A 20,929-nucleotide genomic window follows, 5' to 3' on the forward strand; every position below is an offset into this window, starting at 1 on the left:
GCACCACCTTTCTTGACTGAATCCTTGATGCTGCTATCACTTAAGGAATGGCATGTGTCCTGTCCATCATTGTAGGATAAAAAAATGGTGACCGGAGTGTTCAGATATGCTGTGCCGGGACCACGGTGCCGGGAGTATGCATGGCAAACGGCCGGGGCAGCTCGATGCCGAGCGCTTCTTTCAGGACCTCCTCGACAGTCTCTACCAAAACAAACGCGATCTCGTTCCTGACATCCTCCGGTACATCCTGGAGGTCGCGCTCGTTCTCCTTTGGCAGGATGATCCTCCGGATTCCCGCCCGGTGCGCGGCAAGTACCTTCTCCTTGATCCCTCCGACCGGGAGGACGGTGCCGCTGAGGGTGATCTCGCCCGTCATTGCAAGACCCGGGTCAGCGGTCTTGCCGGTAATCAGCGATGCAAGGGCGGTGAAGAGCGTGACCCCTGCGGACGGACCGTCCTTGGGTGTTGCCCCGGACGGGACGTGGACATGGATGTCGCTCGTTATGAAGTTGAATCCGTTCTCCGTCCCAGCGAGCCTTGACCGGATGAGGGAGAGGGAGATCGTGGCGGATTCCTTCATCACGTCCCCGAGCTGGCCCGTGAGCGTCAGCTTGCCGGTGCCGGGCATGAACGTTCCTTCGATGAAGAGGATCTCGCCACCAGCCGGAGTCCATGCAAGGCCGGTGACAACGCCAAGCACGGGCTCCTTGCGGGCCACCTCCTGACGGACCTGCTCCTTCCCGAGGATTACCGGAAGCTTTTCGGGTGTTACGATGAACGGCAGCACGGCCTCTCCCGAGACGATCTTCTCGGAGACGTGCCGTGCAGCCTTTGCCAGCTGTTTTTTCAGCCAGCGGACACCTGCCTCGCGGGTGTATTTTTCAATGATCGTTTTCAGTGCTTCGTCATCGAACTGCAGTTGTCCGGCTTGGAGGCCGTGATCCTTCAGGGTTTCCGGGATCAGGTGCTCTTTTGCAATGGCAAACTTCTCGTTCTTCGTGTATCCCGAGATCTCTATCAGTTCCATCCGGTCAAGGAGGGGTGCCGGGATCGTGGCAAGCGAGTTGGCGGTTGCGATGAACAGGACATCGGAGAGGTCGTAGGGGACCTCGAGGTAATGGTCGGAGAAGGTGTTGTTCTGCTCCGGGTCGAGCACCTCGAGGAGCGCGCTTGCCGGGTCGCCGGCATACGACATCGCCAGCTTATCGACCTCGTCGAGGATAAAGACCGGGTTCCTGGTCCCGGCTTTCCGGATGCCCTGGATGATCCTGCCAGGCAGTGCCCCGACATAGGTCCGGCGGTGCCCCCGGATCTCTGCCTCGTCACGGACGCCGCCAAGGCTGATGCGGACATACTTCCGTCCGAGCGCCTCCGCGATGCTCCTGCCGAGGCTGGTCTTGCCCGTCCCGGGCGGCCCGGCAAAGAGGAGGATCGAACCCTGCTTTTCCGCCTTGAGTTTCATCACAGCAAGGTGCTGGATGATCCGCTCCTTGACCTTCTCGAGCCCGTTGTGGTGGCTTTCGAGCACCTTCCGGGCGCCCGCAATGTCGATGCTTTTCTTCTCTTCCGTCACCCACGGGAGGTCGAGCAGGAGGTCGAGATAATTCCGGATGACAGAGCTTTCATGGTTGTGGGGACCGCCGGTTTCCAGCTTCTTTGCCTCCGCCAGCGCTTTTTTCCTGACCTCCTCCGGCATCTTCGACTGTTCGATCCGTTCACGGTATCCGGTATCGCTGCCGGTCCCGTCGCTCTCGCCGAGCTCTTCCTGGATCACCTTCAGCTGCTCCCGCAGCATCGCCTCCCGGTTCGATTTGCTCACCCGGTCGGTGACCTTCTTAGCCATCTCGATCCGGATCTTGATGGTCTCGCGCATCCTGATGAGCAGTTCGAGGAACGCGATGTACCGCTGCCGTACGGAGTCGATCTCGAGGAGTGCCTGTTTCTCGGAGACGTGCACCGGCAGAAACGGCATGACAAATCCCATGATCTGCTCGGCGCTGTCCATCCGGTCGATCGGCGCGGTGAACTGTTCGGAGCCGGAGAACCGGCTGCTCATCTCGTGGAGCGTGTCCCGGATATCCGTAAGGATCCGTTCCCGGAGATCGTCTTCAAGGTCTTCGATATCCGGTACGGGTCTCCAGGCAGCGTAGAGCCGCCCCTCCTTTTCGAGAATCTCAGATATCTTCACCCGCTGCCCGACCTCTGCGCAGATGACATAGCCATCATCTGCCGGCTTGACGTACGCAACGCGGAACAGCGTTCCGGTCTTATAGAACGACTCTACGGTCAGTTCACGGGCACGGGTCCCGCTTTTGACGGTAAGTCCGATTGCATGGGCTTCGTTCTTCTCCTTCATCGCCTCGAGCAGCAGCTCCCCGGTCTTCTGGTCGACCTGGAATTTTGTCCGGGTCTCCGGGTACACGACAATCTCGAAGAGCGGTATCACCAGTTTTTCCTGTGTTGTTTCCATTGGTTCTTTCTGCATGGTTTCCTCGTTCATTTAGTTCGAATTTACCTAACTAATGCCAGGAAGAAAAAAAATTACCTGACTTTGCCCAGGATCCGTATCAGCGTCTCCAGTTCATGGTCATCCAGCGAATCCACCATCCGTTCGACCACCCGTCGGAGGGCAGCCTGTTCGGCGCCTGCAACCATCTTTCCCTTGTCGGTCAGGCGGATGTACAGGATCCTCCCGTCGTCCCGGCAGGGTTCCCGGTACACGCAGTTCATCCGGACAAACCTGTTGACCATCTCGGTGATCGTGGGTTTTGAGTTGTTCGTGATCTCGGCGAGCCTGCTGAACGTCACATCGCCCTGTCCACTGATGGCTTTCAGGTACGCGATCTGCCGGACCGTCATGTCCGAAAGCCCGCATTCGGAGAAGATGGAACAGGAGCATTCGTTCTTCATCATGAGCAGGCGCTCAAGTGCTTCCAGCAGGTGCTCGTTGTGTTCGTTCATACTCCGACTGTTGGTTAGTTAGGCCTTACCTAATGATAAAGATGGTGGTATGTGCTGGTGTCCCGGGATTCCTTCGTTCCGGTGAAGACGGGAACGCGATGTGAGGACCGGGGCCCGGTTTTGTTATGAAAAACAGGGATCGGTTTTTGTACGAAAACCGATGATCGATTTTTCCGGAAGAAATTTTAATCGGGATCGTGATCGCGATCAAAAAAGAAAAATCAGGATCCGATTGAAAAAAAATTTTCAAGGATCGATATTGATCTCAAAATCGATGATCGATTTTTACAAAAAAATCGGGGATCGATTTTACATTCCGTCTGTGATTTGGATCCGGAAATGAGTTTTCAATCAGGGATCGATTTTTCTTTGAAAATCAGGGATCGATTTTTTCCGGGAAATCAGGGATCGATTTTGATCTGAAAATCGATGATCGAATTTTCCGGAAAAGATTTTGATCGGGATCGTGATTGCGATTGATTCCGGGAAATCGCGAACCGGTTTTATTGACCAGGATCTGATCGCTATCCGCCCATGCCAATCCGATGTAAGGGGTACAGGTTTAATGACAAAAGAAAGTGGTGAATTGATATTCTATTCTTTGAAAAAGAACATAAATGTAATTTGACCTGTGATAATTGTGGGTCTGTCAATTCCGTATCACAGCGGCCCGCTCGTGTTCCCGCGGACCGTGAAGTAATTGGTATACTCGTCGGATTGACCGTTGGGATTCGTGACAACAATATCCCAGGCACCAACTGTTGACGTGTTGGGGATGACAAACGTTGCGGTCACGCTCTTGTCGGAGTACCAGCTGATGGTTGTTGCATTGATCTCGTCCTGCCCCTTATGGCGCAGTCTGGCTGTCAGGTCCTTGAGGAACCCCGATCCGGTGATCTCGGTGACGACCTTTGTCCCGGCCTCGCCGTGATCGGGCTCCATCCCCTTGATCGAGGGCCTGGCGCTGGAAGTGGTTGCGGTCGTTGTGGCTGAGGTTGTCGCTGCGGTCGCACTCTTTGCCGTGGTCACGGCGGCCGTTGTTTCGGTTGCAGCGGTTGTCGGGGCCGCGGTCGGGATTGAACCGGCATCAACGTGCGTGATCTTCACGGTCATCACCTTCTCCATCGTGGTGCGCTTTGCCGTGTCCGTTGCCGTATTCATGCGATACCCATACGATCCATCGGCGTTCCGGTAGATGAGGGCACGGGAATACGAATCGGTTGCGGAATCATACCCGAGAACAAGCCATGCAGGAGACTCGCTGCCGGACGCACTCCGGACAATATCGCCAGCCGCGTACAGGGGCCCGATGGTTGTTACCAAAGCTGCGGTTTCTGTGGGGACAGTATCAGAATCGTCGGAACATCCGGAAAAGGATGCAGCCATGACAAGGAAAAAGCCAAAGATAATCAGGATTTTGAGAAATCGGTTCATGCACTCCGGTTACTCTGGATTCTATTAATAATTGCCAGACGGTACGCCATCCATTCTGTAACAAGACGCTGCCGGAAACGGACGTTCTCCGCGTTCCCGCCTCTCTGCGGCAGGTTTTTTCCCTGAACCCATGGCCGGTTCCTGTAAATGCGACAAATCTTCGGCCGTCGGAGATTTCCCCCTGAAAGTATCTCCCACCAGTGCCCGGTGAAGCGACGACTGGCATCCCATATCTGATATAGCTCCCGCGCCCAACATTCCGGTGTGACGTTCGACAAGCGGTACTGGATCTTCATCGGATCCGCGATGTTCTTTGCCAGTGTTGCATCCGTTTCTACGCTCTATCTCGCGCTGGTGCAGGAGCATTTTATGGAATGCAATTCCGTATCCGCCGCCTGTTTTGGTATGTTCGGGATGGTCCCGTGCATGGTCTTTGGCGTCTTCTCGCTCCTGCCGGTCATGATGGCAGTGCCGTATCTGTTCCGGCAGAATGAGACGCCCGGGTTCCTCTCCGTATTCGTGCTCGGGTGCTTTGTCCTGTACACGGCTCTTGACGCGGCAAACAATATCTCGGCAATCCTGGGATACCATCACATCTACCTGTTCGCCCACGCAACGCTCGACACCGCAAACAACATCACCGGGACTGTTGTCGGCACAGGCGAATCGCACTGCTGACCTTGCAAATATGCCCAACAGCCACTATCCTGAGCGGGAAAAGCGGTATTAATGCCCCATGTTGGCGGCAGCTGTTGTCATTATGGGGGTATGGGTGTATCAGCCCCCATCATCGGATCGTTACATATCACGGGACAATTCATTCCCCCTGACTCGCTTCGGAATATAATACCCCGCGCAGGATGGAGAGGCGGGATAAGGAAAAACCGGTATCCTTCATCTGCCCTGCGGGTATGAGGGAATCCTGATTCTCTAATAAAATCAGCTGAACGGGTCTGGAGAATACATTCGGGGTATAACGTCAGAACAGGATGAGTCCACGGGCGCTCATGGTCTGCCGACCATCACCCCATGGAGCATTACCTTATCCTGACATTGAAAAAAGGGAGTCAAGGAAGCTTGCCCCCGCCAGCTGCCTCCTCCTTTGCTGAGAGAGCGGATCACTCCGGCAATTCCCCTGAGTATGATGCCGGAATGGATTTCTCCGGAGCCCGCTGAACACCGTATATCTTTTACCGGAATGTCTGACGGCCGGTACTCCGCGCGCCCCGTTCCCCGGCAAGCGCACGGTACTGTGAGAAACAGTCGATTGCCTCGGCCTCCCTGCCGAGTTTTGACAGTGCCAGCCCCTTGTTGTGCCACGTAACCGGGTCACGGGGATCGATCGCGAGCGCCTCGTCAAACGAGCTGAGGGCTTTCTCGTGCTGCCCGAGGCCTGCAAGCGCCACGCCAAGGTTGGTCAGGACAACAGCCACGCCGGGACTCATGTCAAGGCATGCACGGTATGCCTCCACTGCCTCCTCGAACCTTCCGAGATCCGCAAGCGATACTCCCTTGTTGTACAGGGCCTTGGGGTAGCGTCCCGAGATCGCAAGGAGGCGGTCGAAACACTCCAGCGATTTCCCGATCTCGCCGGAGAGGTAATGGCAGTTACCCAGGAAGAACCAGGCTTCGGTATGCTCCGGCACCAGGGCAACTGCCTGCCGGAACGCGTCGATCGCGCCGGTATAGTCCCCCCGGCGGTAGAGCGCGAGACCCCTGAAGAACCAGGCATCAGGCGAGAGCGGAGCTGCAGCTGCAGCCTGCTCGGCAAGGCTGAGGGCATGCGAGAAGAACCCGAGCCGGTCCACGGCGGCAGCAAGGCCGGTGAGGTACCGGGCCTCCCGCGGCCGGGCATCGAGCGCTTTCTCAAACAGGCGGATTGCTTCAGGATATCTCCCGGCAGTAAAGAGCGCTGTACCCTCGCGATACCAGTCATCGGGATTGTCAGGTTCAAGGGGTTCGTCATCAGCGCTCCCGCCTGTTCCTTCCAGAAGGACCATGCTTCTTTACTCTCCCGGTTCTAGAATCCGGTTGCCGGAATATAACAGTTCCGCGATGGCAGATGCCAGTACCCAAACCCTTAACAGAATATCCCCGCAATAGTCCGGACAGTCATGCCGGTACGAAAAAAATACCCGTTCCTGATCTCCGTTCCCCATGGAGGTACTGAGATCCCGGAGACTATCCGGCCGCGGCTGCTCCTTTCCGATGCGGACCTCCGGTACTATTGTGATCCTGCAACCCGCACCCTTTTCGGGTACCGGGACCGGGTTGCCGCCTGGATCGATACGCCGGTCTCCCGCATGGTCGTTGATCTCAACCGGCCCCCGCTGCCCCTCCCGCTCCGGGATCCGGACGGGATCATCAAGCTCCGGACCATTGACGGCCGGGATGTATGGAGGCCGGGACAGGTTCCCGATATGCAGATGATCCACCGTCTGTGTGTGGATCATTACTTCCCGTTCCACCAGCGAATCGATGAGCTGATTGACCGGTACCGGATCAGCATCGCGTTCGACTGCCATTCCATGCTCCCGTCCGGTTCGGAACTCCAGAAGGATGCCGGAAAAAAACGCCCTCTCATCTGCCTTGGCAACAACGGCGACCGGAAAGGGCGGGCAAAAAAGGGTGGCATCGCGACATGCAGTGAAGAATGGATCACCGCTCTTGCGGACCTGTTTGAGGATGCATTTCCCGGGAACGATGCTGTTGCGATCAACAATCCCTTCTCCGGCGGGTTTATTGTCAACGCCCATTTCTGGCGCAAGGGAGTGCCGTGGATCCAGATCGAGGTGAACCGGTTACTGTACGAATCTTCATCAGGCCCGGCCCTGGCTGAAACCGGTACCGGCGGCGGACAGGTATCGCAGCTGAAGGAAAAGATCTGGAATGTTCTGGCATCCTTCTGGGATCAGGTTTCCGGAACGTAGCTAGAGGTCTTTCTCATACATCACGACGTCGAGAACCTTTCCTAACTTTTCACCGGTGTTCCTGATATGAGCGCACCGTTCATACCCGCATTTCTCCATCAGCCGGATACTTGCATGGTTCTCCCCGCAGAGGGTCCCGATGATGACCCGGATGCCTGATTTTGCTGCCGCGTCCTTGAGCACCTTCAGCGCTGCAACCCCGATTCCCTTACCGGTGAATTCCGGCCGCAGGTAGATTGAAACCTCAGCCGTGCGATCGTACGCCTGGCGTTTCTTGTACCGGGTCAGGAAGCAGTACCCGATGATGCTATCGTTCTCCTGTATCAGGAACGAGGGGTATTTCGGGTTTCCGACAAACAAAAATTCTCTCAGTTCATCTACCGTGACCGGTTCGCTGTGGAACGTTGCCGTCGTATTCCTGACATAGTAATCATAGATATCCCTGATCGTGCCGAGATCGTTCTCTGTGACCGGGAGGAATACTGGCATAGGTACACCTTGCATCCCGGTGCACCTGTATCTTGCGGTGGTGGGGACCCCGGGCATAACGGGTCCTCCCGATACAAGACGGAGGGTAAAAACGGATAAAAACCGAACCCCAACAATTATCCGTCACCTTTCCCTACACACAATAGAACGCATGCCGGTCAAAGTCCTCTTCATCGCCTCCGAAGACGAGGAGAACCTCTCCGTACGGTATCCCGCTGCGGCACTCCTCAGGGCCGGGCACACGGTAGAGATAGCACCGTTCTCCGTTCCGGAAGATACTGAACGGGTCTTAAAGCAGATCCACAGATTCCGGCCGGATCTCGTTGCAGTATCGATGGCGTTCCAGAGCCGGGCATTGCCGTTTTTCGATCTTATCAGGAAGATCCGCAAGAACAATGCAGCCTGCCATATCACGGCTGGCGGCCATTTCCCCACGTTCGAATACCGGAAGATACTGGAGATGAAGATCGGGATCAACAGCATTATCCGGTTCGAGGGTGAGCAGGCCCTCGTTGAGCTGGCGGAATTCCTTGACGGCAAACGGAAGATCTCTGATATATCTAACCTCGTCTTCTGGGTTGGCAAGATGATCGTGGAGAACCGTGTTATTGACGAGTTCCCGGATCTCGATGCCCTGCCGTTCCCGGTCCGGAACGATCATCCCCAGGTCCGCCTTGGCGAGAATTTCGCTACCCTTGTCTCGAGTCGGGGGTGCTGGCACGCGGCCTGCTCCTACTGCTGCATCGGGGCCTTCCATGCAAAGAAACCGGGGAAACGGCATGCGCTGAGAAGCCCGGAGAATATCGCGAAAGAGATAGCATGGCTGTACCACAAGCAGGGTGTCCGGCTCTTCCAGTTCCACGATGATAATTTCCTGCTGCCAAAGGAGCGGGACAGTATTGCCCGTCTCGATGCGCTGATGGCTGCGCTCGATGCAGAGAAGGTGGACGTCAGCACCACCGCCTTCCTGATCAAGGCCCGGCCCGACTCGATCACGCCAAACGTTGCAACCCGTCTCTGGAGGCTCGGGGTCGCGGGCGTCTTCCTCGGTGTCGAAAATGCTACCGACAGCGGCCTGTTTGCACTCATCCGGGGCTCGCAGGCCGATGATATCGAACGCGCGTTCGGGCTCCTGCGCCAGAATAATATTGCCGTGACCTACAACCTCCTCATCTTCCACCCGGATGCAATGCTTGACGAGATCAATGATAATCTGCTCTTTATCAGGAACCACCCGGGATACCCGTTCGATTTCGGGAGGGCCGAGATCGTTGCAGGCTCCCCTCTCGAGAAGCGGCTTGTCCGCGACGGCCTCATCAAAGGCAGCTGGCCGAACTGGGACTACCGCATCATGGATCCTGCTGTCGAGCAGATGTTCCGGATCAACCTTGCCACGTTCCGCGTTCCGGGATCGGGATACGCAAAACTCGCCCACACCCTCATCGCGCTCTCGTACCGGGCAGCGGTAGTCCGGCGGCTGTACTCAGGTCCGGTGGCAAAGGAGCTTGCCGACGAAACAACTGAACTTGTCACGAAGGGCAACACGTTTGTCCTCGACCAGATCCTGAAGATGTATGCCCTTACTGCCCGGCTTGTCTCAAAGAAAGATATTGATGACCTTGCAGCTTCCATCCATGACGGCAGCAAAGACCTGATCAGGCAGGCGGATGCTCTCTCCCAGCGACTGGATCGGCTGCAGCAGGTGGAAAGGAAGTTCCGGAAGACCGGTGTGCCCGGCGAAGTGCAGTTCTCGACTGTTCTGCGGAAGATCTTCCGGATCTAGGGGACGATTGAATACATGGCATCCCGGAGTGTGGATTAATGTCAGGTTCAGCTGATATCATCCGTCCGAACGGAGCAAAACTCCTCCTTGCGGCAACATTCCTCATCCCGTCTCTCTTCCTGGTCCTGCTCATCACCGGCTTCACCCTGTGGGAACCTCTGGTGCCTGTTGCCCTCTCTGCGGTCATCGCCTATGGTGCGGCCTGTGCTGCCGATTCCTGTATCAGGAGCCGTGTCATGAAGATCGCGGTTGCATCGGCTGCCGCACTCGCGTCGATCTTCCTGGGATCGCTGTTGATCCGGAGCATGACCCTTGTCTGCGACCCGGTCCATGATCCCGGGCTGGTCTGTGATCCGGTCCACGTGCCGGAGACTCCGGAACCGAGCGTTATCCCGACCGTCATGCCGGCGGAAACCACGCCGATGATCTTCGATCCGGTCCATGACCCGGGCAGCTGCAGCGCAGACGTTTGCACTGCCGCTCCCGGTATTGCGACCGGGCTTGTGGCAGAAAAACTGGAAGAGTGCCGGCGGAAGTGCGGCCGGTAAAGGCTTGTCATGTGAGGTATTCATGGATCCGGGAAAAAACCAGTGCACGCCATTGGTATAGTGGTTCCCCCCCATTCTCCATAAAAATTGGTTAGGTTGACTCAGGCATGAACAGGATTTCACAACGAGATGATGAAAATCATATAAAAACCGGAGATTTATGAGGGCTCCCCACCTCAGGGCCTCTCCAATGTACGGCGGGGTCAGAGCAGGTTCGGGAAAAACCGCTGATTGAAGGCCGCCGCGGGAGCGCTCCCGCGGGGACGGCGGTAACGATCCTTAAGGGGATATGGGGGAACTAGCACACATCGTTTATCTTTGAGGGTGTTTTTCATAGGAGATTTCCCGGGGTATAGCGTTTAGCTGGGATCTTGTCACGAGAGTCTGGGGTGTGTCGATCCTCATAATTCGACTGAATAGGTTTTACAAATGATTTTCAACATATCTGAAAATTCCCAAAACCCGTTTCCCTGTACGGGTAAAAAAGCAGGTTCATCTCATTTACGTCCCTTCCCACAAACCTTATACCCCTCCCGCCACTACATCCCAGTATGTCATCGATATATACCAGAACAATACCCCTCCTCGTATTATTCCTGCTCCTTTGCCTGCCTGCCGCAGCAGAGGTTCCCCCCGGGAGGATCACGGTGTACTCGTCGCCATCGGGTGCACTGGCCTGCATCGATGGCGGGAACTGCGATTTCACGACAGCCACGTTCACGGTCTCCGGCAACTCCCTGCATACGGTAACGGTCCGCGAAAAAGGATACCGGACATGGACAGAGAACGTGTACGTGACCTCCGATCAGACCAGCAGGGTTGACGCATACCTTGACCTGGATCCCGATGCAACCGGTATCAAAGTCAGTATTAAGCCGGGCGGTGCGACCATCTGTATGGACAACATGGACTGCCGTGCGAATGTGGGTGCAAACAGCACCTCAGGATCCACGTTCTTCCGCGGCGTGAGTCCGGGATACCACACGATCTCTGTGGAGGCACCGGCCGATTACGAGGATACCACCCGGCTTGTTCAGGTTGAACAGGGAAAAATCTCCGAAGTGAACATCGAGCTGGTCGCATTTTTCGCGCCGGTTACGGCAACCATCACCACGGCGGCTCCCCGCGCCACCGGCTCGATCCGCGTGTATATTGACCGGACCGGCAGCACCGTATGTCTTGACAATACGGACTGTTACGTCAATGTCGGCGGGAGCCCCGGCCCGGGAACCGGCACGGTTGTCTTTAGCGACGTAACTGCAAACGAGGTACATATCATCACTATCGCCGCGGACGGGTACCGGCCGGTCTCGACGGGTATCACAGTCGGCAAGGACCAGGTGGCTACTGCGGACGTGTCGCTTCAGCCCCTTGGCAGCAGTACGACGGAGATGACACCCTCCCAATCACAGAAACAGACCGCTCCCCCCACCATGCCGACAGCGCGATCCGGGCTGGATCCCGTTGTGGTTATCGGTGCGCTGGGGCTCTGCGCTCTGCTTCGTGTGACCCGGAAATAGAACCATACCCTTTTCCAGAAAATCTTCCCGCCCCTGTCTTCTGCAGATTTCCCGTATTTTACGGAAGTGTTCAGGGTGTGTTTTTGCCTGACAGATCCGTGAAGCAGGTCAGGAGGCAGGTAATTGCCCGCCAGATAAGGTTTTTTACAGGTACCGACCAATACTCGCATGCGCTGATATGAACCGGTATCCTTTCCGGGGGCTTGCAGAACAATCCCGCAAATAAATGTCATATCAGGGACAAGAACCAGGAGTTGACCACGAGTTATGGCAGATGATACAATCGACCGGATGGCGAGTAAGGGTGTATCGGAAGCGGACCATGTCAAGACCCAGACGATCGAGGCACTGGAAGAGGCAGCCCGCCGGCTCCGGAATACCGATATATCCGTGAGCGGTGAGGATGTGAAAAAAATCCTGCACGGCGTCCAGGACAAGATGGACAACCTCAAGGTGGAGATCGGTGCGAAATATCACGAAGTGGAAGCCGAGTACCAGAAAAAAGTGGAGCCGGTTGAACACATGATCTGCGATCACCCCATCCCGGCGGTTGTTGTTGCCATGGGATTCGGGTTCCTTCTCGGTATGCTGATCTCGAGATCCCGTGACTGACGGGGGACGGCATGGAACCTGATTCCTGCGACGAAGACGTGTCGGTAGAATCGGATCTGGCGACAACGGTCAGATATCTTGACCTCTGGCTGCGGCAGAAGACCGACCTGTTCCTGCAGCATTACGTCTTCGAGCCTTTTGATCTCCTCGGCACTAGGATGATGTACCTTGTTGTCGTCCTCACCCTCCTTGCGACGGCGGCCCTGATCATGGTTGTGGGTGTGATCTTTCTTATCGCGACCTATATACCCCTCTGGGCTGCCCTGCTTCTCTCGGGGCTGCTTGCCCTGCTGGCAGCATTGATCATCGTACAGGTATTCCTGAAAAAACCGATCGTCCTCCAGACACCAACGGCGCGGGAGATGATGAACCGTGGAAAACCGTAGACCGATCACCGAGGATGACGTCTACCTGACCGAGCTGCTGCTCGCAAAATCCTACGGGCACCTGAAGACGTCCGTGGTAAAGGCATCGTCCGATGCACTGTCTTCCGTGGGAGAAACAGTCGGGGGAACCGTGAAGCGTCATCCTGTTGCAACGGCAGGTGCAGCCGTTGGTGCCGGTATCCTCCTGTTCATGCTGTTCCGGATCCTGGGCGGGGGAGGAGGCTCCTCCAGGCGGAGGAGTGCAGCCCCGCGGGACGAGAAGCCCCGTTCCAGCCTTTTCATGGATCTCCTTGGCATGCTCATGCCGTTCGTGATGCCCCATATCACGGCGTACCTCGAGCGATCCCTCGGCCGGATGGCTGGCAGGGACCGGGACTGAGACGTGTGATCCCCGGGATTAATATTGCCGGGCCGGTGTTTCCGGTCTTCTCTTTTTTTTCAGCTCTTGAGAAAAGTATCCAGACATGTCGTATGGTACTGCGATGGGGCCACGGGCGCTCGGGGTCTGCCGACCCCCGCCCCGTGGAACATTGCCGTATATGGGCATTAATAAATCGAATATGGGAATCGAAGGTTAGCTGAAGCCTCCATTCTTCTGTTCGGGATCTGATGACATCTCACACGCTCAAGGGGGCTCCCAGAAAATAAGATCTGTTCCAGATTGTTTCACCGGCCCGCTACCCGAACATGTCGTGAAGTCTGAACCGGTACTGCCCGAGTTTCCCCTCAAAGTTCGATGCCCCGATGCAGCGGGCCTTCCCTGTCTTTGTGGCGGCAAGGATGCCTGCCTTCATGGCTTCCCGTACCGCTTCCTCACCGGTGCCGTTTATGACGATCTCGTAGATCGAGCCCACGCCGTCAGGGACAAGCGAGTCCGGTATCCTGCCTTTCAGCACCGGGCAGAACCGGTGGCTGGTGCTTGCCGGCATGGGGAATGAGTAGTTTTTGCACGCCACCTTCGACCCGCTCCTGACGATTCCCCCGGCAAAACCGGTCATTACTCCTTTCATCCCGGCGATGGCACCGGCTCCCGCCTCCGCTGCTGCGAGGGCGGCCGGCTGGTCCTTCCCCATGACCAGGAAATTTCCCCCGGCAATCCCCCGGACGGTGCCGAATCGTTCCTCGCCAACGTACTCGCCCTCCATGACCGGTATCCTCCAGCAGTTCCTTCCGCCGACAATACAGCGTTCCTCATACCGGTCACCGAAATAGTGCATCCGGATATAAAACCGCGAGTCCGCATCCGGCAGGCCGTCGAATGCGGCAGCTGTTGGTGCCGGCAGGATGCACTGGGAGACCCGTGCAGCCACGTTGGCTTTCATGTTCTTCTTCTCCGCACAGATCAGGATCGATACCCCGGGCCGTTTGTCGGGAGTATCGCGGGCCGAAACATCGTATTCTATCCCGGCCTCGCAGGGGCATGCAATCTTGGAGGTTGCAAAACCGGTTGCGGTCACGGCAGCCCTGCGGGCCCATTCCGGGGTAGCGGCAGTGATGATGACCCGCGAGACCCAGACCGGAAATGCCTCGGCATACGTGTCGAGGATCTCTGTGCCGTTGATCTGCATCGTGATCATCCCTTAAGGATATACGATACCTTCCTCCGTGATAATATGATCCATGCGCACATCGGTCTCGTCGAGCGGGAGCGACTCTATCTCCTGGCAGGAGAATGCAAGGCCGATCTTGCGGAGATTGGGGTGCTTCTCCAAAAAGCGGTCGTAATAGCCGGCGCCGTATCCGATCCGCCCGCCCGTCCGGTCAAAGCCGAGCATCGGGAGCAGGATCGTGTCGATATCGCCGCCCTGCGCCGGGATCTCGCTTCCGATAGGCTCGGGAACGCCGAAGGTGCTGGGGACAAGGACGGCGGGATCGCGCAGGTACGAGAGCCGGAGGCTGATATCCTCCTTTACGATGATCGGGACGATGAGCGGAATTTTCCGTTCAAGGAGACGCATGATGATCGGCTGCGTATTGACCTCCTTCTCCTTCGAGGTGTATGCCATGACGGTTTCGTTGTCCCGGATGAGCGTCATGAGATGGCGGCAGATCGCCCTGCTCTTCGCCAGCCTGTCTTCCGGCACCATCGCGTCCTTGCGTTCCCGCAGGATCTTCCGAATACTGCTTTTCTGCTCCCGCATGGGTAGGAGTGGAAAACAGAGGTATTTATGTTTTTCCGGATTGCTCTCTGACGGAGTACGGTATCCCGTGACGTTTTTTTCCTGACGATCCACTCTGGGAGGTGCATCACCCCGTTCGCGGCTCCTCAGCGATCCTGCCGGTGATGCGGCTGGCCGTGACCGTCATCCGCTGAGCCGGAACGGCCCTGGAGGGGCATGGGTGAAATATTCGTCAAAGATCTGGGAGACATCGATCTCTTCGGGTGGTGAATACGGTCTCGGCCGGTATCCGAAGACCCGGCGGAGGTCGCGCCGGACAAAAAACGAACGGCGGGAGACGATCTCCCGCTGCTGCCGGACCGGTACTGGGAGGTGGTGGATATGATCATGGCAGAGATGGCAAACCACGAGGATACGGGTCGAGGGATCCCGTTTCATCTCGCGGTACTGGCGACGGGATATACGGTGAATATCAAGGAACGGGAGCGCGAAATACTCGGAGCAGAGCTCGCAGGTTCCCTCCACTGCAAGCTTGAGCCGTTTCTCCTGTGCCGGGGTCAGCCCGGGACATTCGGGCGGCGGCATGGCAGTCCCTGATTCAGGATCCGTTCCTGCAGGATTTATTCCTGACGGCAGGGACATTGTTCCCGCTACCCATCCGGAAAACGCTTCCTGCAATCCCCGTTCCGGAACGTATCCCCAAAGGTGATCGAAGATACCCGTGAAAAACCGCCGGTTTATTTTCGTACGGTGTAAAAATCCATCCAATGCCTATGTTTTCCATCGCCCGTAACCAGGTTGTTGTTGCAGCGCTCGCCATGGTATTCATCCTGTCTGCAGGGTGCGTCTCGGAATAACCATCAGGACCTCCCCTTTCAGTGCATCCCGGCTCGCTCGATCCGTCGTTCAATCCCCCGCTTGGCTACCTGATGTCGGCTGATACCGAAGAGTTCCGGGACCGCGGCGTCGAAGTTGCCGTCCAGGAAGACGGGAAGATCGTAGTCCTCGGTTACGGGAACAACAACAGGAACGAAGACCTGGTCATCACCCTGTAAACGGCAGGGGGAGACCCGGACACAGCTTTTGGCAACGGGGGAATTGTCCGCTATGACGGGGGCGGTAACGATCGTGGCCTCGGGCTCGCGCTCCAGTCAGATGGTAAGATCCTTGCAACCGGTTTCACGACAAACGGCAGCCGCCAGCGGGACGTGCTGGTTCTCCGCTATGACAGCAGCGGGAATCCCGACCGGGCGTTTGACCGCGGGGGGTGGTCACGTACAGTTCGCCGGGCTCAGCAACGGATATCGGCTTTGCCTTAGCATGCGGCGATGGCGGACGCATCCTGGTTACCGGTGAAGTGTCCAATAAAACCAGCCAGGATCTCCTTGTATTGCAATTCACGGAAGCAGGAGATTTGGATACCCGGTTCGGGAACAGCGGGGTTTTTACCTATGGCGGGCCGGGAATGGACCGGGGATTTTCTGTCGCAGTCCAGCCTGACGGGAAAATCCTGGTAACGGGAGCAACGGTCATGAACAGCCGGGATGATGTGCTTCTCATCAGAATCAACCCGGACGGGTCGATGGACAGGACGTTCGGGAACATCGGTGCTGTTACCTACAGCAGCACGGGAGACGCTGCGGATTACGGGAACTGGGTCACGGTGGGGGATGGCGGGAAGATCGTAGTGAGCGGCGCGGCAACGGTCAGCGGTGCGTTTGACGTGCTCGTTCTTCAGTTCAATGCCGATGGTACGCCTGACACGGCGTTTGGCGACAGCGGGGTCATCCACTATGGCGATGCGGGCGGGAAGGATGATTACGGGTATGCACACGTGATCCAGGGAGACGGGAAGATTGTGATTGCAGGATACTCGCAGAACCGTACCAGCGACGAGGTCCTTGTTGTCCGGTTCAACCGGGACGGGGATCCGGATACTTCGTTTGGTCTGGAAGGCAGCGTGCTCTGGAACGGCCCGGGAAAACGGACGGATTACGGGCAGGGTATCGCCCTGCAGCCTGACGGCAGGATTCTTGTCACAGGTTTTACCTGGCATGGCAACAGCGAGGATCTGCTGCTGATGCGCCTTATTCCCTGAACCGCAAAGGCACCGTGCCAGCGAAAAATATATTACTCTGACGCGGGCAGGACTCCCGTATGACAGTCTATGTGATGCTGGGGAACCTGACCCATGCTGCATTCGACGAACTAAACAGCATCGATGAGCGGGACAGGAAGGCAAAGGAGATCATCGAGTCGCTCGGGGGAAAGCTCATCGCCCGGTATTACACGCTCGGCCAGTATGACTTTGTCGTGGTCTTCGAGATGCCGGACAAGGAGAATCTGGTGAAGTTCCTTTCGATTCTGGGCAAGTTCGGCACAGTGCGGACCGAGACCATGGAAGCGATCCCAAGCGACCTGCTGTACCGGGTTGCAAAAACGGTGTAATTCCGGATAGCATTCCTCCGGAATGGGTTATCGGGAACCCGTGCATACCCGCAGGTACCAGACATCCCCGACCTGCAAGCGGGACACACCATGTGAACCTTTTTCTTTCCGGGAACCAGACAGTACGGATATGCAAACCACGGAATCCGAACGGCTGCTCATCCTGGAGAAAAAGGAGGAGGTCTGCCGGCTCTCCCTGGAGATCCTGGACATCATCCACCAGCCAAAAACCGACAGCGATGATGTCATCGAAGTCAAGAAGCGGATGATCCGGATCCTCGCTCTCCTGAACGGTCTTGCAAGTTACGGCTTCCCCGGCCGGGATCTCGATGCCGTGATGCGCCTCGTCCTGCGGTTTTTCTCGATGCAGGGCAGGGGCAAGGAGGACTACCTCCAGGGTATCCCTCTCTGCGAACTGTTCTGCATAACCGTAAACGCGATCGAGTTTACGCAGGGCTGGATCCCGCCCGTCATCAGGGCGCAGGTTCCGCCCTACGATATCCTGATGAAAAAATGATTGCACCGTCGTGCAGGTGCTTTAAAAAAACAGGTGTGTGTTCCCATGTCCCGGAAAAAGAATAAAATTCCTTCAGAGAATATTGCGAAAGAACCTGACGAATCATCCGGGGTTCCCTCAGGGACCATGCAGGGCCAGAAAATTCTTCTCGTCATTCTCGTTCTGGGAATCGTTATTACCGGGGCTGTTGTTCTCATCGGCAGCCAGCCAAGTACCCCGATCCGTCCTTTCCCCAAAACGGACGGAAGCCTGACTGTCTGGTATTTTTATGGCAACGGATGCGAGCATTGCGAGAATGTGACACCGTATGTCCAGTCGCTGCAAAGGAAATACAAGGACGTCGATTTCAGGATCCTGGAGATCTATGATAACCCGGGGAACCGCGACAAGCTTCTTGCCCTGAACCGGCAGTACCGCCAGACATCTACCGGCATTCCCGTGGCATTCGTCGGGAATGTCGTATTGCTGGGCGCGGACGAGATACCCGCGAAACTTGAGTCAGCGATCCTCCGTGAACGGGGATAGTCCGGACGTTTTTGGTACGGGACAGATCTTTTTTCTGTACCGGGCTATCCCCGTCGTGTCGCCGCCAGTCCGATCGCGAGAACAACCGCTGCGAAGATTACCGTAGTCGCCGGAGACGATTGCGGGGAGGTTGGCCATGGGGTGGGGAGGGTTATCGTTGATCTCGGGAGGGTTGTGATGGTTGTTGCCGTTCCAGCGGTCGTGATCTCCGAACTGATGGTATGCGATACCGGGGTGAGCACGGCTTCGAAGATCACCCGCTGCCCCTTGCTGACCGTTACCTGACCGGTAAAATTTTCGTACCCTTTCTTCCAGGCACGCACCCGATAGGTCCCGGTTTTATCGAAGAAATAGGTAAAATCACCGGTACCAAGTTCGGCATCGTCCACCCAGATCATTGCACCCTTTGGATCCGTCGTGAAATAGACGCTGCCCCCGGTCCTGATGGTCTCCGCTCCCGTTACTGCGGGTGTTGCAGTGTCGGTCAGGTTTGCTGCGGCCGGTACTCCCGTATCCGCGGCGGATGCTGTTCCCGTGTGGGTTACGAGTATGAGCAGTACCATACATGCGAAGGACAGGGGATGATCCATGCTTTTCCTCTCTCTGCGCCTCCTCTCTCTCCAGATGCATGAATATATCGACATAGTGCCGGGATCCTGTCGGATTGTATCGGGACTGTCAGCCGTCCTCCCGGGTTGCCTGCGCTGACCCGGTTTTTTTACAATGATCTCCTTTACGGTACATAAAATCATAGGATGGTCCGGATTCAGGATATCCGGTATCCGCAACACCCGGATCGAAAATCCCGCGATTCTCCGAAGGCCGGATCAGAGGATCTTTTTTCCGGCATCGGGCCCGGGCTTGACAGTATAGACATCGGTTACCTTCAGGAGGACCGCGGTCTTGGGTTTCAGCTGGGGCCGGAGGTCTTTCATCCACGCAACATTCTGCAGGAAGACCTCGTCGTCCGTGTGGAGCGTGACGGTCCCCCGGATCTGGAAGCCGCCCTTGTCGCCCCACCACGAGAGGGCAGCGTGCGGGTTCTCCTTCATGTTCGCAAGCGTCTTGTTGAAGAACTGGTCCGAGACAAGGATCGTCCCGTCATCGTACATTTTAAATGCCCCGATCGGGACAACGTTGGGAATGCCGTTTTTCGACGATGTCGCGAAGAACGCGGTCCTGGTTCCTGCCAGCGATTCCCGGATCTCGTTTGTCAGGTTTACCATCGAATCTTCCCTCAGGTCAGTATATCTGGTTCGCATACTCTTAATGGCAGCAGTCAGGGTCCGGACACTGTCTGGTCCTGCGAAAGGGGTCGTGACAGACAGCACCCGCACTGATCCCGGCGGGATGGGATACCAAACCTGTCTTTCGGGAATCAGGAAACTCCGGAAATCCCCGGGTGTTCTGGTATTTCCCTGACAGGCAGCAGTGGTCTGAAATCCAATATCCATATTAACCCCTTTATACTATTCACTCACGATGGTTGTCACCGGTGCAGAAGCATCCCGGAAGCATGCTGCATACCACGTGGCCGGTCATGTTGTTGCTGACCTGGTGTACGGGTACCGTTTCCGTTTTGTCACCATCAGGCCCCTGGAATCCGGGGGGGAGGACGGATCGCTCTGCGGCAGTGTACGGGGCAGGGCCCGCGATCTTGCGGTTGTCCAGCTTGCAGGAATTGCAGCAGCCGCCCGCATGGCCGGGCAGGATCCGCGGGAAGAGACCGTCTGGTCCGGGGACGAGCGCGACGATAGTGCTGCTGCAGATACCTTTATCGACAACTGGATTGCCTTCCTCACCCGCATCTATGGAGAAGCGCCGTACCGGGACAGGATCCGGGACGAGATTCTGGACAGGACACAAAAGCTGGTGGACACGAACTGGGGAGCCATCGAGGTCATCGCCGAATGTCTCCTTGCGAGGGAAACCCTTTCATATAACGACACTGAACGGATCCTGAAGGAGCGGTGCCCGGAATTCAGACACGGTGAGAAAGTCTAGGATCCGGCAGGGCGGGTGTCATTGCTGTACGCAGGGCAGTTGGCAGAACCCGCCGAAAACTGCAACATAAAGAAAGATCTTTTACCCTTGATTGCCCACCTCAAAGGGTATGTTTGAAACAAAAATGCCCGGGGTGGAGAACACCGAGGAGAACAAGGCCATCTGCAGGAAGTACTGCACCATCTGCCAGAACTACCGGAAGCACTCGCTGGAGAAGCACCAGCCGGCCGAGCTCTTCTGTGCCTGCGGGCAGTCGTCAGCAACGGGGATGAAGATGATTGGCTGCTTCTGCCAGGGATGCGAGATTTACCTGACACATCACCTCCGCGGCGGGTTCTTCTGCGTCCGGCGCTAAACACAGATCTTTTTTATCATCTTAAGTCGTGAGGGAGAGCATATCCCTCCGGTATACCGGTGCATACAACCTGCAATCCAAAATGCACACGAAGTGACGGTTGAAGGGGAGAGCGTGTGTACAGTACCTTTGGATTCCCGAAGCCGAAGGAATATCCCGGTCTCTACACCTGGTGAAAATCCCGGGGTCCGTCATGCATATCGGTTTCCGAAGGTTCTTCAGCTGTTCACGGCCTCCCGGGGCCGGTCAGAGGGGAGATTGTGACCTCCGTATCCTGATCCGGTAATGGACCGTTCT

At 56.6% G+C, this 20,929-nt stretch carries 26 protein-coding genes; 16 read left to right on the forward strand and 10 right to left on the reverse strand.

Going from position 1 to position 20,929, the window contains the following annotated elements; all coding sequences use genetic code 11:
• Positions 1-100: 100 nt before the first annotated feature.
• From lon to A4E33_RS01585, 3 genes are all read right to left on the reverse strand, one after another.
• Complete coding sequence (gene lon / locus A4E33_RS01575) at positions 101-2,485, reverse strand: endopeptidase La (RefSeq protein ID WP_292345769.1); 2,385 nt, start codon at positions 2,483-2,485, stop codon at positions 101-103.
• Between the two features lie 56 nt (positions 2,486-2,541).
• Positions 2,542-2,961: a MarR family winged helix-turn-helix transcriptional regulator gene (locus A4E33_RS01580; RefSeq protein ID WP_292345770.1), complete on the reverse strand. Its 420-nt coding sequence runs from the start codon at positions 2,959-2,961 to the stop codon at positions 2,542-2,544.
• A gap of 660 nt (positions 2,962-3,621) precedes the next feature.
• Positions 3,622-4,395, reverse strand: coding sequence for a hypothetical protein (locus tag A4E33_RS01585; RefSeq protein ID WP_292345771.1), 774 nt, complete (start codon positions 4,393-4,395; stop codon positions 3,622-3,624).
• 264 nt (positions 4,396-4,659) lie between these two features.
• Here A4E33_RS01585 and A4E33_RS01590 point away from each other — a divergent pair, with 264 nt between their 5' ends.
• Positions 4,660-5,073 (forward strand): hypothetical protein, encoded by a 414-nt coding sequence (locus A4E33_RS01590; protein WP_292345772.1) that lies wholly within the window; start codon positions 4,660-4,662, stop codon positions 5,071-5,073.
• Between the two features lie 512 nt (positions 5,074-5,585).
• On the opposite strand, the gene A4E33_RS01595 is transcribed toward A4E33_RS01590, so the two are convergent.
• Positions 5,586-6,395 carry a tetratricopeptide repeat protein gene (locus A4E33_RS01595; RefSeq protein ID WP_292345774.1) on the reverse strand — a complete coding sequence of 270 codons (810 nt, stop codon included), beginning with the start codon at positions 6,393-6,395 and terminating at the stop codon, positions 5,586-5,588.
• A gap of 114 nt (positions 6,396-6,509) precedes the next feature.
• Here A4E33_RS01595 and A4E33_RS01600 point away from each other — a divergent pair, with 114 nt between their 5' ends.
• Positions 6,510-7,325, forward strand: a complete 816-nt coding sequence (locus A4E33_RS01600) for an N-formylglutamate amidohydrolase (protein WP_292345776.1) — start codon at positions 6,510-6,512, stop codon at positions 7,323-7,325.
• On the opposite strand, the gene A4E33_RS01605 is transcribed toward A4E33_RS01600, so the two are convergent.
• Positions 7,326-7,814, reverse strand: a complete 489-nt coding sequence (locus tag A4E33_RS01605; RefSeq protein WP_292345778.1) for a GNAT family N-acetyltransferase — start codon at positions 7,812-7,814, stop codon at positions 7,326-7,328. It abuts the gene before it with no gap.
• A 151-nt stretch (positions 7,815-7,965) separates the two neighbouring features.
• On the opposite strand from A4E33_RS01605, the gene A4E33_RS01610 reads away from it, so the two are divergent.
• The 6 genes from A4E33_RS01610 (at position 7,966) to A4E33_RS01635 (ending at position 13,042) form a co-directional block, all read left to right on the forward strand.
• On the forward strand, positions 7,966-9,597 hold the full coding sequence (locus tag A4E33_RS01610) for a B12-binding domain-containing radical SAM protein (protein WP_292345779.1): 1,632 nt from the start codon (positions 7,966-7,968) through the stop codon (positions 9,595-9,597).
• A 38-nt stretch (positions 9,598-9,635) separates the two neighbouring features.
• Positions 9,636-10,145, forward strand: a complete 510-nt coding sequence (locus A4E33_RS01615) for a hypothetical protein (protein WP_292345781.1) — start codon at positions 9,636-9,638, stop codon at positions 10,143-10,145.
• 551 nt (positions 10,146-10,696) lie between these two features.
• Positions 10,697-11,665: a PEGA domain-containing protein gene (locus A4E33_RS01620; RefSeq protein WP_292345783.1), complete on the forward strand. Its 969-nt coding sequence runs from the start codon at positions 10,697-10,699 to the stop codon at positions 11,663-11,665.
• Positions 11,666-11,932: 267 nt separating this feature from the next.
• Entirely contained in the window at positions 11,933-12,277 is a 345-nt protein-coding gene (locus A4E33_RS01625) for a hypothetical protein (protein ID WP_292345785.1), read from the forward strand.
• A gap of 11 nt (positions 12,278-12,288) precedes the next feature.
• Positions 12,289-12,663 (forward strand): hypothetical protein, encoded by a 375-nt coding sequence (locus A4E33_RS01630; protein ID WP_292345786.1) that lies wholly within the window; start codon positions 12,289-12,291, stop codon positions 12,661-12,663.
• Positions 12,650-13,042 carry a hypothetical protein gene (locus tag A4E33_RS01635; RefSeq protein ID WP_292345787.1) on the forward strand — a complete coding sequence of 131 codons (393 nt, stop codon included), beginning with the start codon at positions 12,650-12,652 and terminating at the stop codon, positions 13,040-13,042. Before A4E33_RS01630 ends, A4E33_RS01635 begins: the two co-directional genes overlap by 14 nt.
• 298 nt (positions 13,043-13,340) lie before the next feature.
• Here the strand turns inward: A4E33_RS01635 and fhcD are convergent, their stop codons facing one another.
• The 3 genes from fhcD to A4E33_RS01650 all read right to left on the reverse strand — a co-directional run bounded on the left by fhcD (position 13,341) and on the right by A4E33_RS01650 (position 15,368).
• Positions 13,341-14,231: a formylmethanofuran--tetrahydromethanopterin N-formyltransferase gene (gene fhcD, locus A4E33_RS01640; protein WP_292345991.1), complete on the reverse strand. Its 891-nt coding sequence runs from the start codon at positions 14,229-14,231 to the stop codon at positions 13,341-13,343.
• Between the two features lie 12 nt (positions 14,232-14,243).
• Entirely contained in the window at positions 14,244-14,804 is a 561-nt protein-coding gene (locus A4E33_RS01645) for a 5-formyltetrahydrofolate cyclo-ligase (protein ID WP_292345789.1), read from the reverse strand.
• Between the two features lie 162 nt (positions 14,805-14,966).
• Positions 14,967-15,368, reverse strand: a complete 402-nt coding sequence (locus tag A4E33_RS01650) for a hypothetical protein (protein ID WP_292345791.1) — start codon at positions 15,366-15,368, stop codon at positions 14,967-14,969.
• Positions 15,369-15,661: 293 nt separating this feature from the next.
• Between A4E33_RS01650 and A4E33_RS01655 the strand changes: the two genes are divergently transcribed.
• From A4E33_RS01655 to A4E33_RS01675, 6 genes are all read left to right on the forward strand, one after another.
• Positions 15,662-15,838, forward strand: a complete 177-nt coding sequence (locus tag A4E33_RS01655) for a hypothetical protein (protein WP_292345793.1) — start codon at positions 15,662-15,664, stop codon at positions 15,836-15,838.
• Between the two features lie 42 nt (positions 15,839-15,880).
• Positions 15,881-16,102, forward strand: coding sequence for a hypothetical protein (locus A4E33_RS14670; RefSeq protein WP_363053621.1), 222 nt, complete (start codon positions 15,881-15,883; stop codon positions 16,100-16,102).
• Positions 16,051-16,881 (forward strand): hypothetical protein, encoded by an 831-nt coding sequence (locus A4E33_RS01660; RefSeq protein ID WP_292345796.1) that lies wholly within the window; start codon positions 16,051-16,053, stop codon positions 16,879-16,881. The genes A4E33_RS14670 and A4E33_RS01660 overlap by 52 nt, the downstream gene beginning before the upstream one ends.
• Positions 16,882-16,940: 59 nt before the next feature.
• Entirely contained in the window at positions 16,941-17,231 is a 291-nt protein-coding gene (locus A4E33_RS01665; protein ID WP_292345798.1) for a GYD domain-containing protein, read from the forward strand.
• A gap of 130 nt (positions 17,232-17,361) precedes the next feature.
• Complete coding sequence (locus A4E33_RS01670) at positions 17,362-17,748, forward strand: hypothetical protein (protein WP_292345799.1); 387 nt, start codon at positions 17,362-17,364, stop codon at positions 17,746-17,748.
• Between the two features lie 45 nt (positions 17,749-17,793).
• Complete coding sequence (locus A4E33_RS01675) at positions 17,794-18,273, forward strand: hypothetical protein (RefSeq protein ID WP_292345801.1); 480 nt, start codon at positions 17,794-17,796, stop codon at positions 18,271-18,273.
• Between the two features lie 44 nt (positions 18,274-18,317).
• Here A4E33_RS01675 and A4E33_RS01680 read toward each other — a convergent pair whose 3' ends face one another.
• Together A4E33_RS01680 and A4E33_RS01685 are read right to left on the reverse strand one after the other, a co-directional pair.
• Positions 18,318-18,863, reverse strand: a complete 546-nt coding sequence (locus A4E33_RS01680; RefSeq protein ID WP_292345803.1) for a PEGA domain-containing protein — start codon at positions 18,861-18,863, stop codon at positions 18,318-18,320.
• A 237-nt stretch (positions 18,864-19,100) separates the two neighbouring features.
• The gene (locus A4E33_RS01685; RefSeq protein WP_292345804.1) at positions 19,101-19,499 is read right to left on the reverse strand and encodes a pyridoxamine 5'-phosphate oxidase family protein; all 399 of its coding nucleotides are present in this window, start codon (positions 19,497-19,499) and stop codon (positions 19,101-19,103) included.
• A gap of 256 nt (positions 19,500-19,755) precedes the next feature.
• Between A4E33_RS01685 and A4E33_RS01690 the strand changes: the two genes are divergently transcribed.
• Positions 19,756-20,277 carry a hypothetical protein gene (locus A4E33_RS01690; RefSeq protein WP_292345806.1) on the forward strand — a complete coding sequence of 174 codons (522 nt, stop codon included), beginning with the start codon at positions 19,756-19,758 and terminating at the stop codon, positions 20,275-20,277.
• A gap of 109 nt (positions 20,278-20,386) precedes the next feature.
• Positions 20,387-20,632: a DUF2769 domain-containing protein gene (locus tag A4E33_RS01695; protein WP_292345808.1), complete on the forward strand. Its 246-nt coding sequence runs from the start codon at positions 20,387-20,389 to the stop codon at positions 20,630-20,632.
• Positions 20,633-20,929 lie beyond the last annotated feature (297 nt).

The organism is Methanoregula sp. PtaB.Bin085, assembly GCF_002067035.1.
GTDB lineage: Archaea > Halobacteriota > Methanomicrobia > Methanomicrobiales > Methanospirillaceae > Methanoregula.

Excerpts from the sequence above, each read along its gene's own strand:
- lon (WP_292345769.1), bottom strand. The coding sequence starts at position 2,485 with ATGCAGAAAGAACCAATGGAAACAACACAGGAAAAACTGGTGATACCG.
- A4E33_RS01580 (WP_292345770.1), bottom strand. The coding sequence starts at position 2,961 with ATGAACGAACACAACGAGCACCTGCTGGAAGCACTTGAGCGCCTGCTC.
- A4E33_RS01585 (WP_292345771.1), bottom strand. The coding sequence starts at position 4,395 with ATGAACCGATTTCTCAAAATCCTGATTATCTTTGGCTTTTTCCTTGTC.
- A4E33_RS01595 (WP_292345774.1), bottom strand. The coding sequence starts at position 6,395 with ATGGTCCTTCTGGAAGGAACAGGCGGGAGCGCTGATGACGAACCCCTT.
- A4E33_RS01600 (WP_292345776.1), top strand. The coding sequence starts at position 6,510 with ATGCCGGTACGAAAAAAATACCCGTTCCTGATCTCCGTTCCCCATGGA.
- A4E33_RS01605 (WP_292345778.1), bottom strand. The coding sequence starts at position 7,814 with ATGCCAGTATTCCTCCCGGTCACAGAGAACGATCTCGGCACGATCAGG.
- A4E33_RS01610 (WP_292345779.1), top strand. The coding sequence starts at position 7,966 with ATGCCGGTCAAAGTCCTCTTCATCGCCTCCGAAGACGAGGAGAACCTC.
- A4E33_RS01615 (WP_292345781.1), top strand. The coding sequence starts at position 9,636 with ATGTCAGGTTCAGCTGATATCATCCGTCCGAACGGAGCAAAACTCCTC.
- A4E33_RS01620 (WP_292345783.1), top strand. The coding sequence starts at position 10,697 with ATGTCATCGATATATACCAGAACAATACCCCTCCTCGTATTATTCCTG.
- A4E33_RS01625 (WP_292345785.1), top strand. The coding sequence starts at position 11,933 with ATGGCAGATGATACAATCGACCGGATGGCGAGTAAGGGTGTATCGGAA.
- A4E33_RS01630 (WP_292345786.1), top strand. The coding sequence starts at position 12,289 with ATGGAACCTGATTCCTGCGACGAAGACGTGTCGGTAGAATCGGATCTG.
- fhcD (WP_292345991.1), bottom strand. The coding sequence starts at position 14,231 with ATGCAGATCAACGGCACAGAGATCCTCGACACGTATGCCGAGGCATTT.
- A4E33_RS01645 (WP_292345789.1), bottom strand. The coding sequence starts at position 14,804 with ATGCGGGAGCAGAAAAGCAGTATTCGGAAGATCCTGCGGGAACGCAAG.
- A4E33_RS01650 (WP_292345791.1), bottom strand. The coding sequence starts at position 15,368 with ATGCCGCCGCCCGAATGTCCCGGGCTGACCCCGGCACAGGAGAAACGG.
- A4E33_RS01665 (WP_292345798.1), top strand. The coding sequence starts at position 16,941 with ATGACAGTCTATGTGATGCTGGGGAACCTGACCCATGCTGCATTCGAC.
- A4E33_RS01670 (WP_292345799.1), top strand. The coding sequence starts at position 17,362 with ATGCAAACCACGGAATCCGAACGGCTGCTCATCCTGGAGAAAAAGGAG.
- A4E33_RS01675 (WP_292345801.1), top strand. The coding sequence starts at position 17,794 with ATGTCCCGGAAAAAGAATAAAATTCCTTCAGAGAATATTGCGAAAGAA.
- A4E33_RS01680 (WP_292345803.1), bottom strand. The coding sequence starts at position 18,863 with ATGGATCATCCCCTGTCCTTCGCATGTATGGTACTGCTCATACTCGTA.
- A4E33_RS01685 (WP_292345804.1), bottom strand. The coding sequence starts at position 19,499 with ATGGTAAACCTGACAAACGAGATCCGGGAATCGCTGGCAGGAACCAGG.
- A4E33_RS01690 (WP_292345806.1), top strand. The coding sequence starts at position 19,756 with ATGGTTGTCACCGGTGCAGAAGCATCCCGGAAGCATGCTGCATACCAC.
- A4E33_RS01695 (WP_292345808.1), top strand. The coding sequence starts at position 20,387 with ATGTTTGAAACAAAAATGCCCGGGGTGGAGAACACCGAGGAGAACAAG.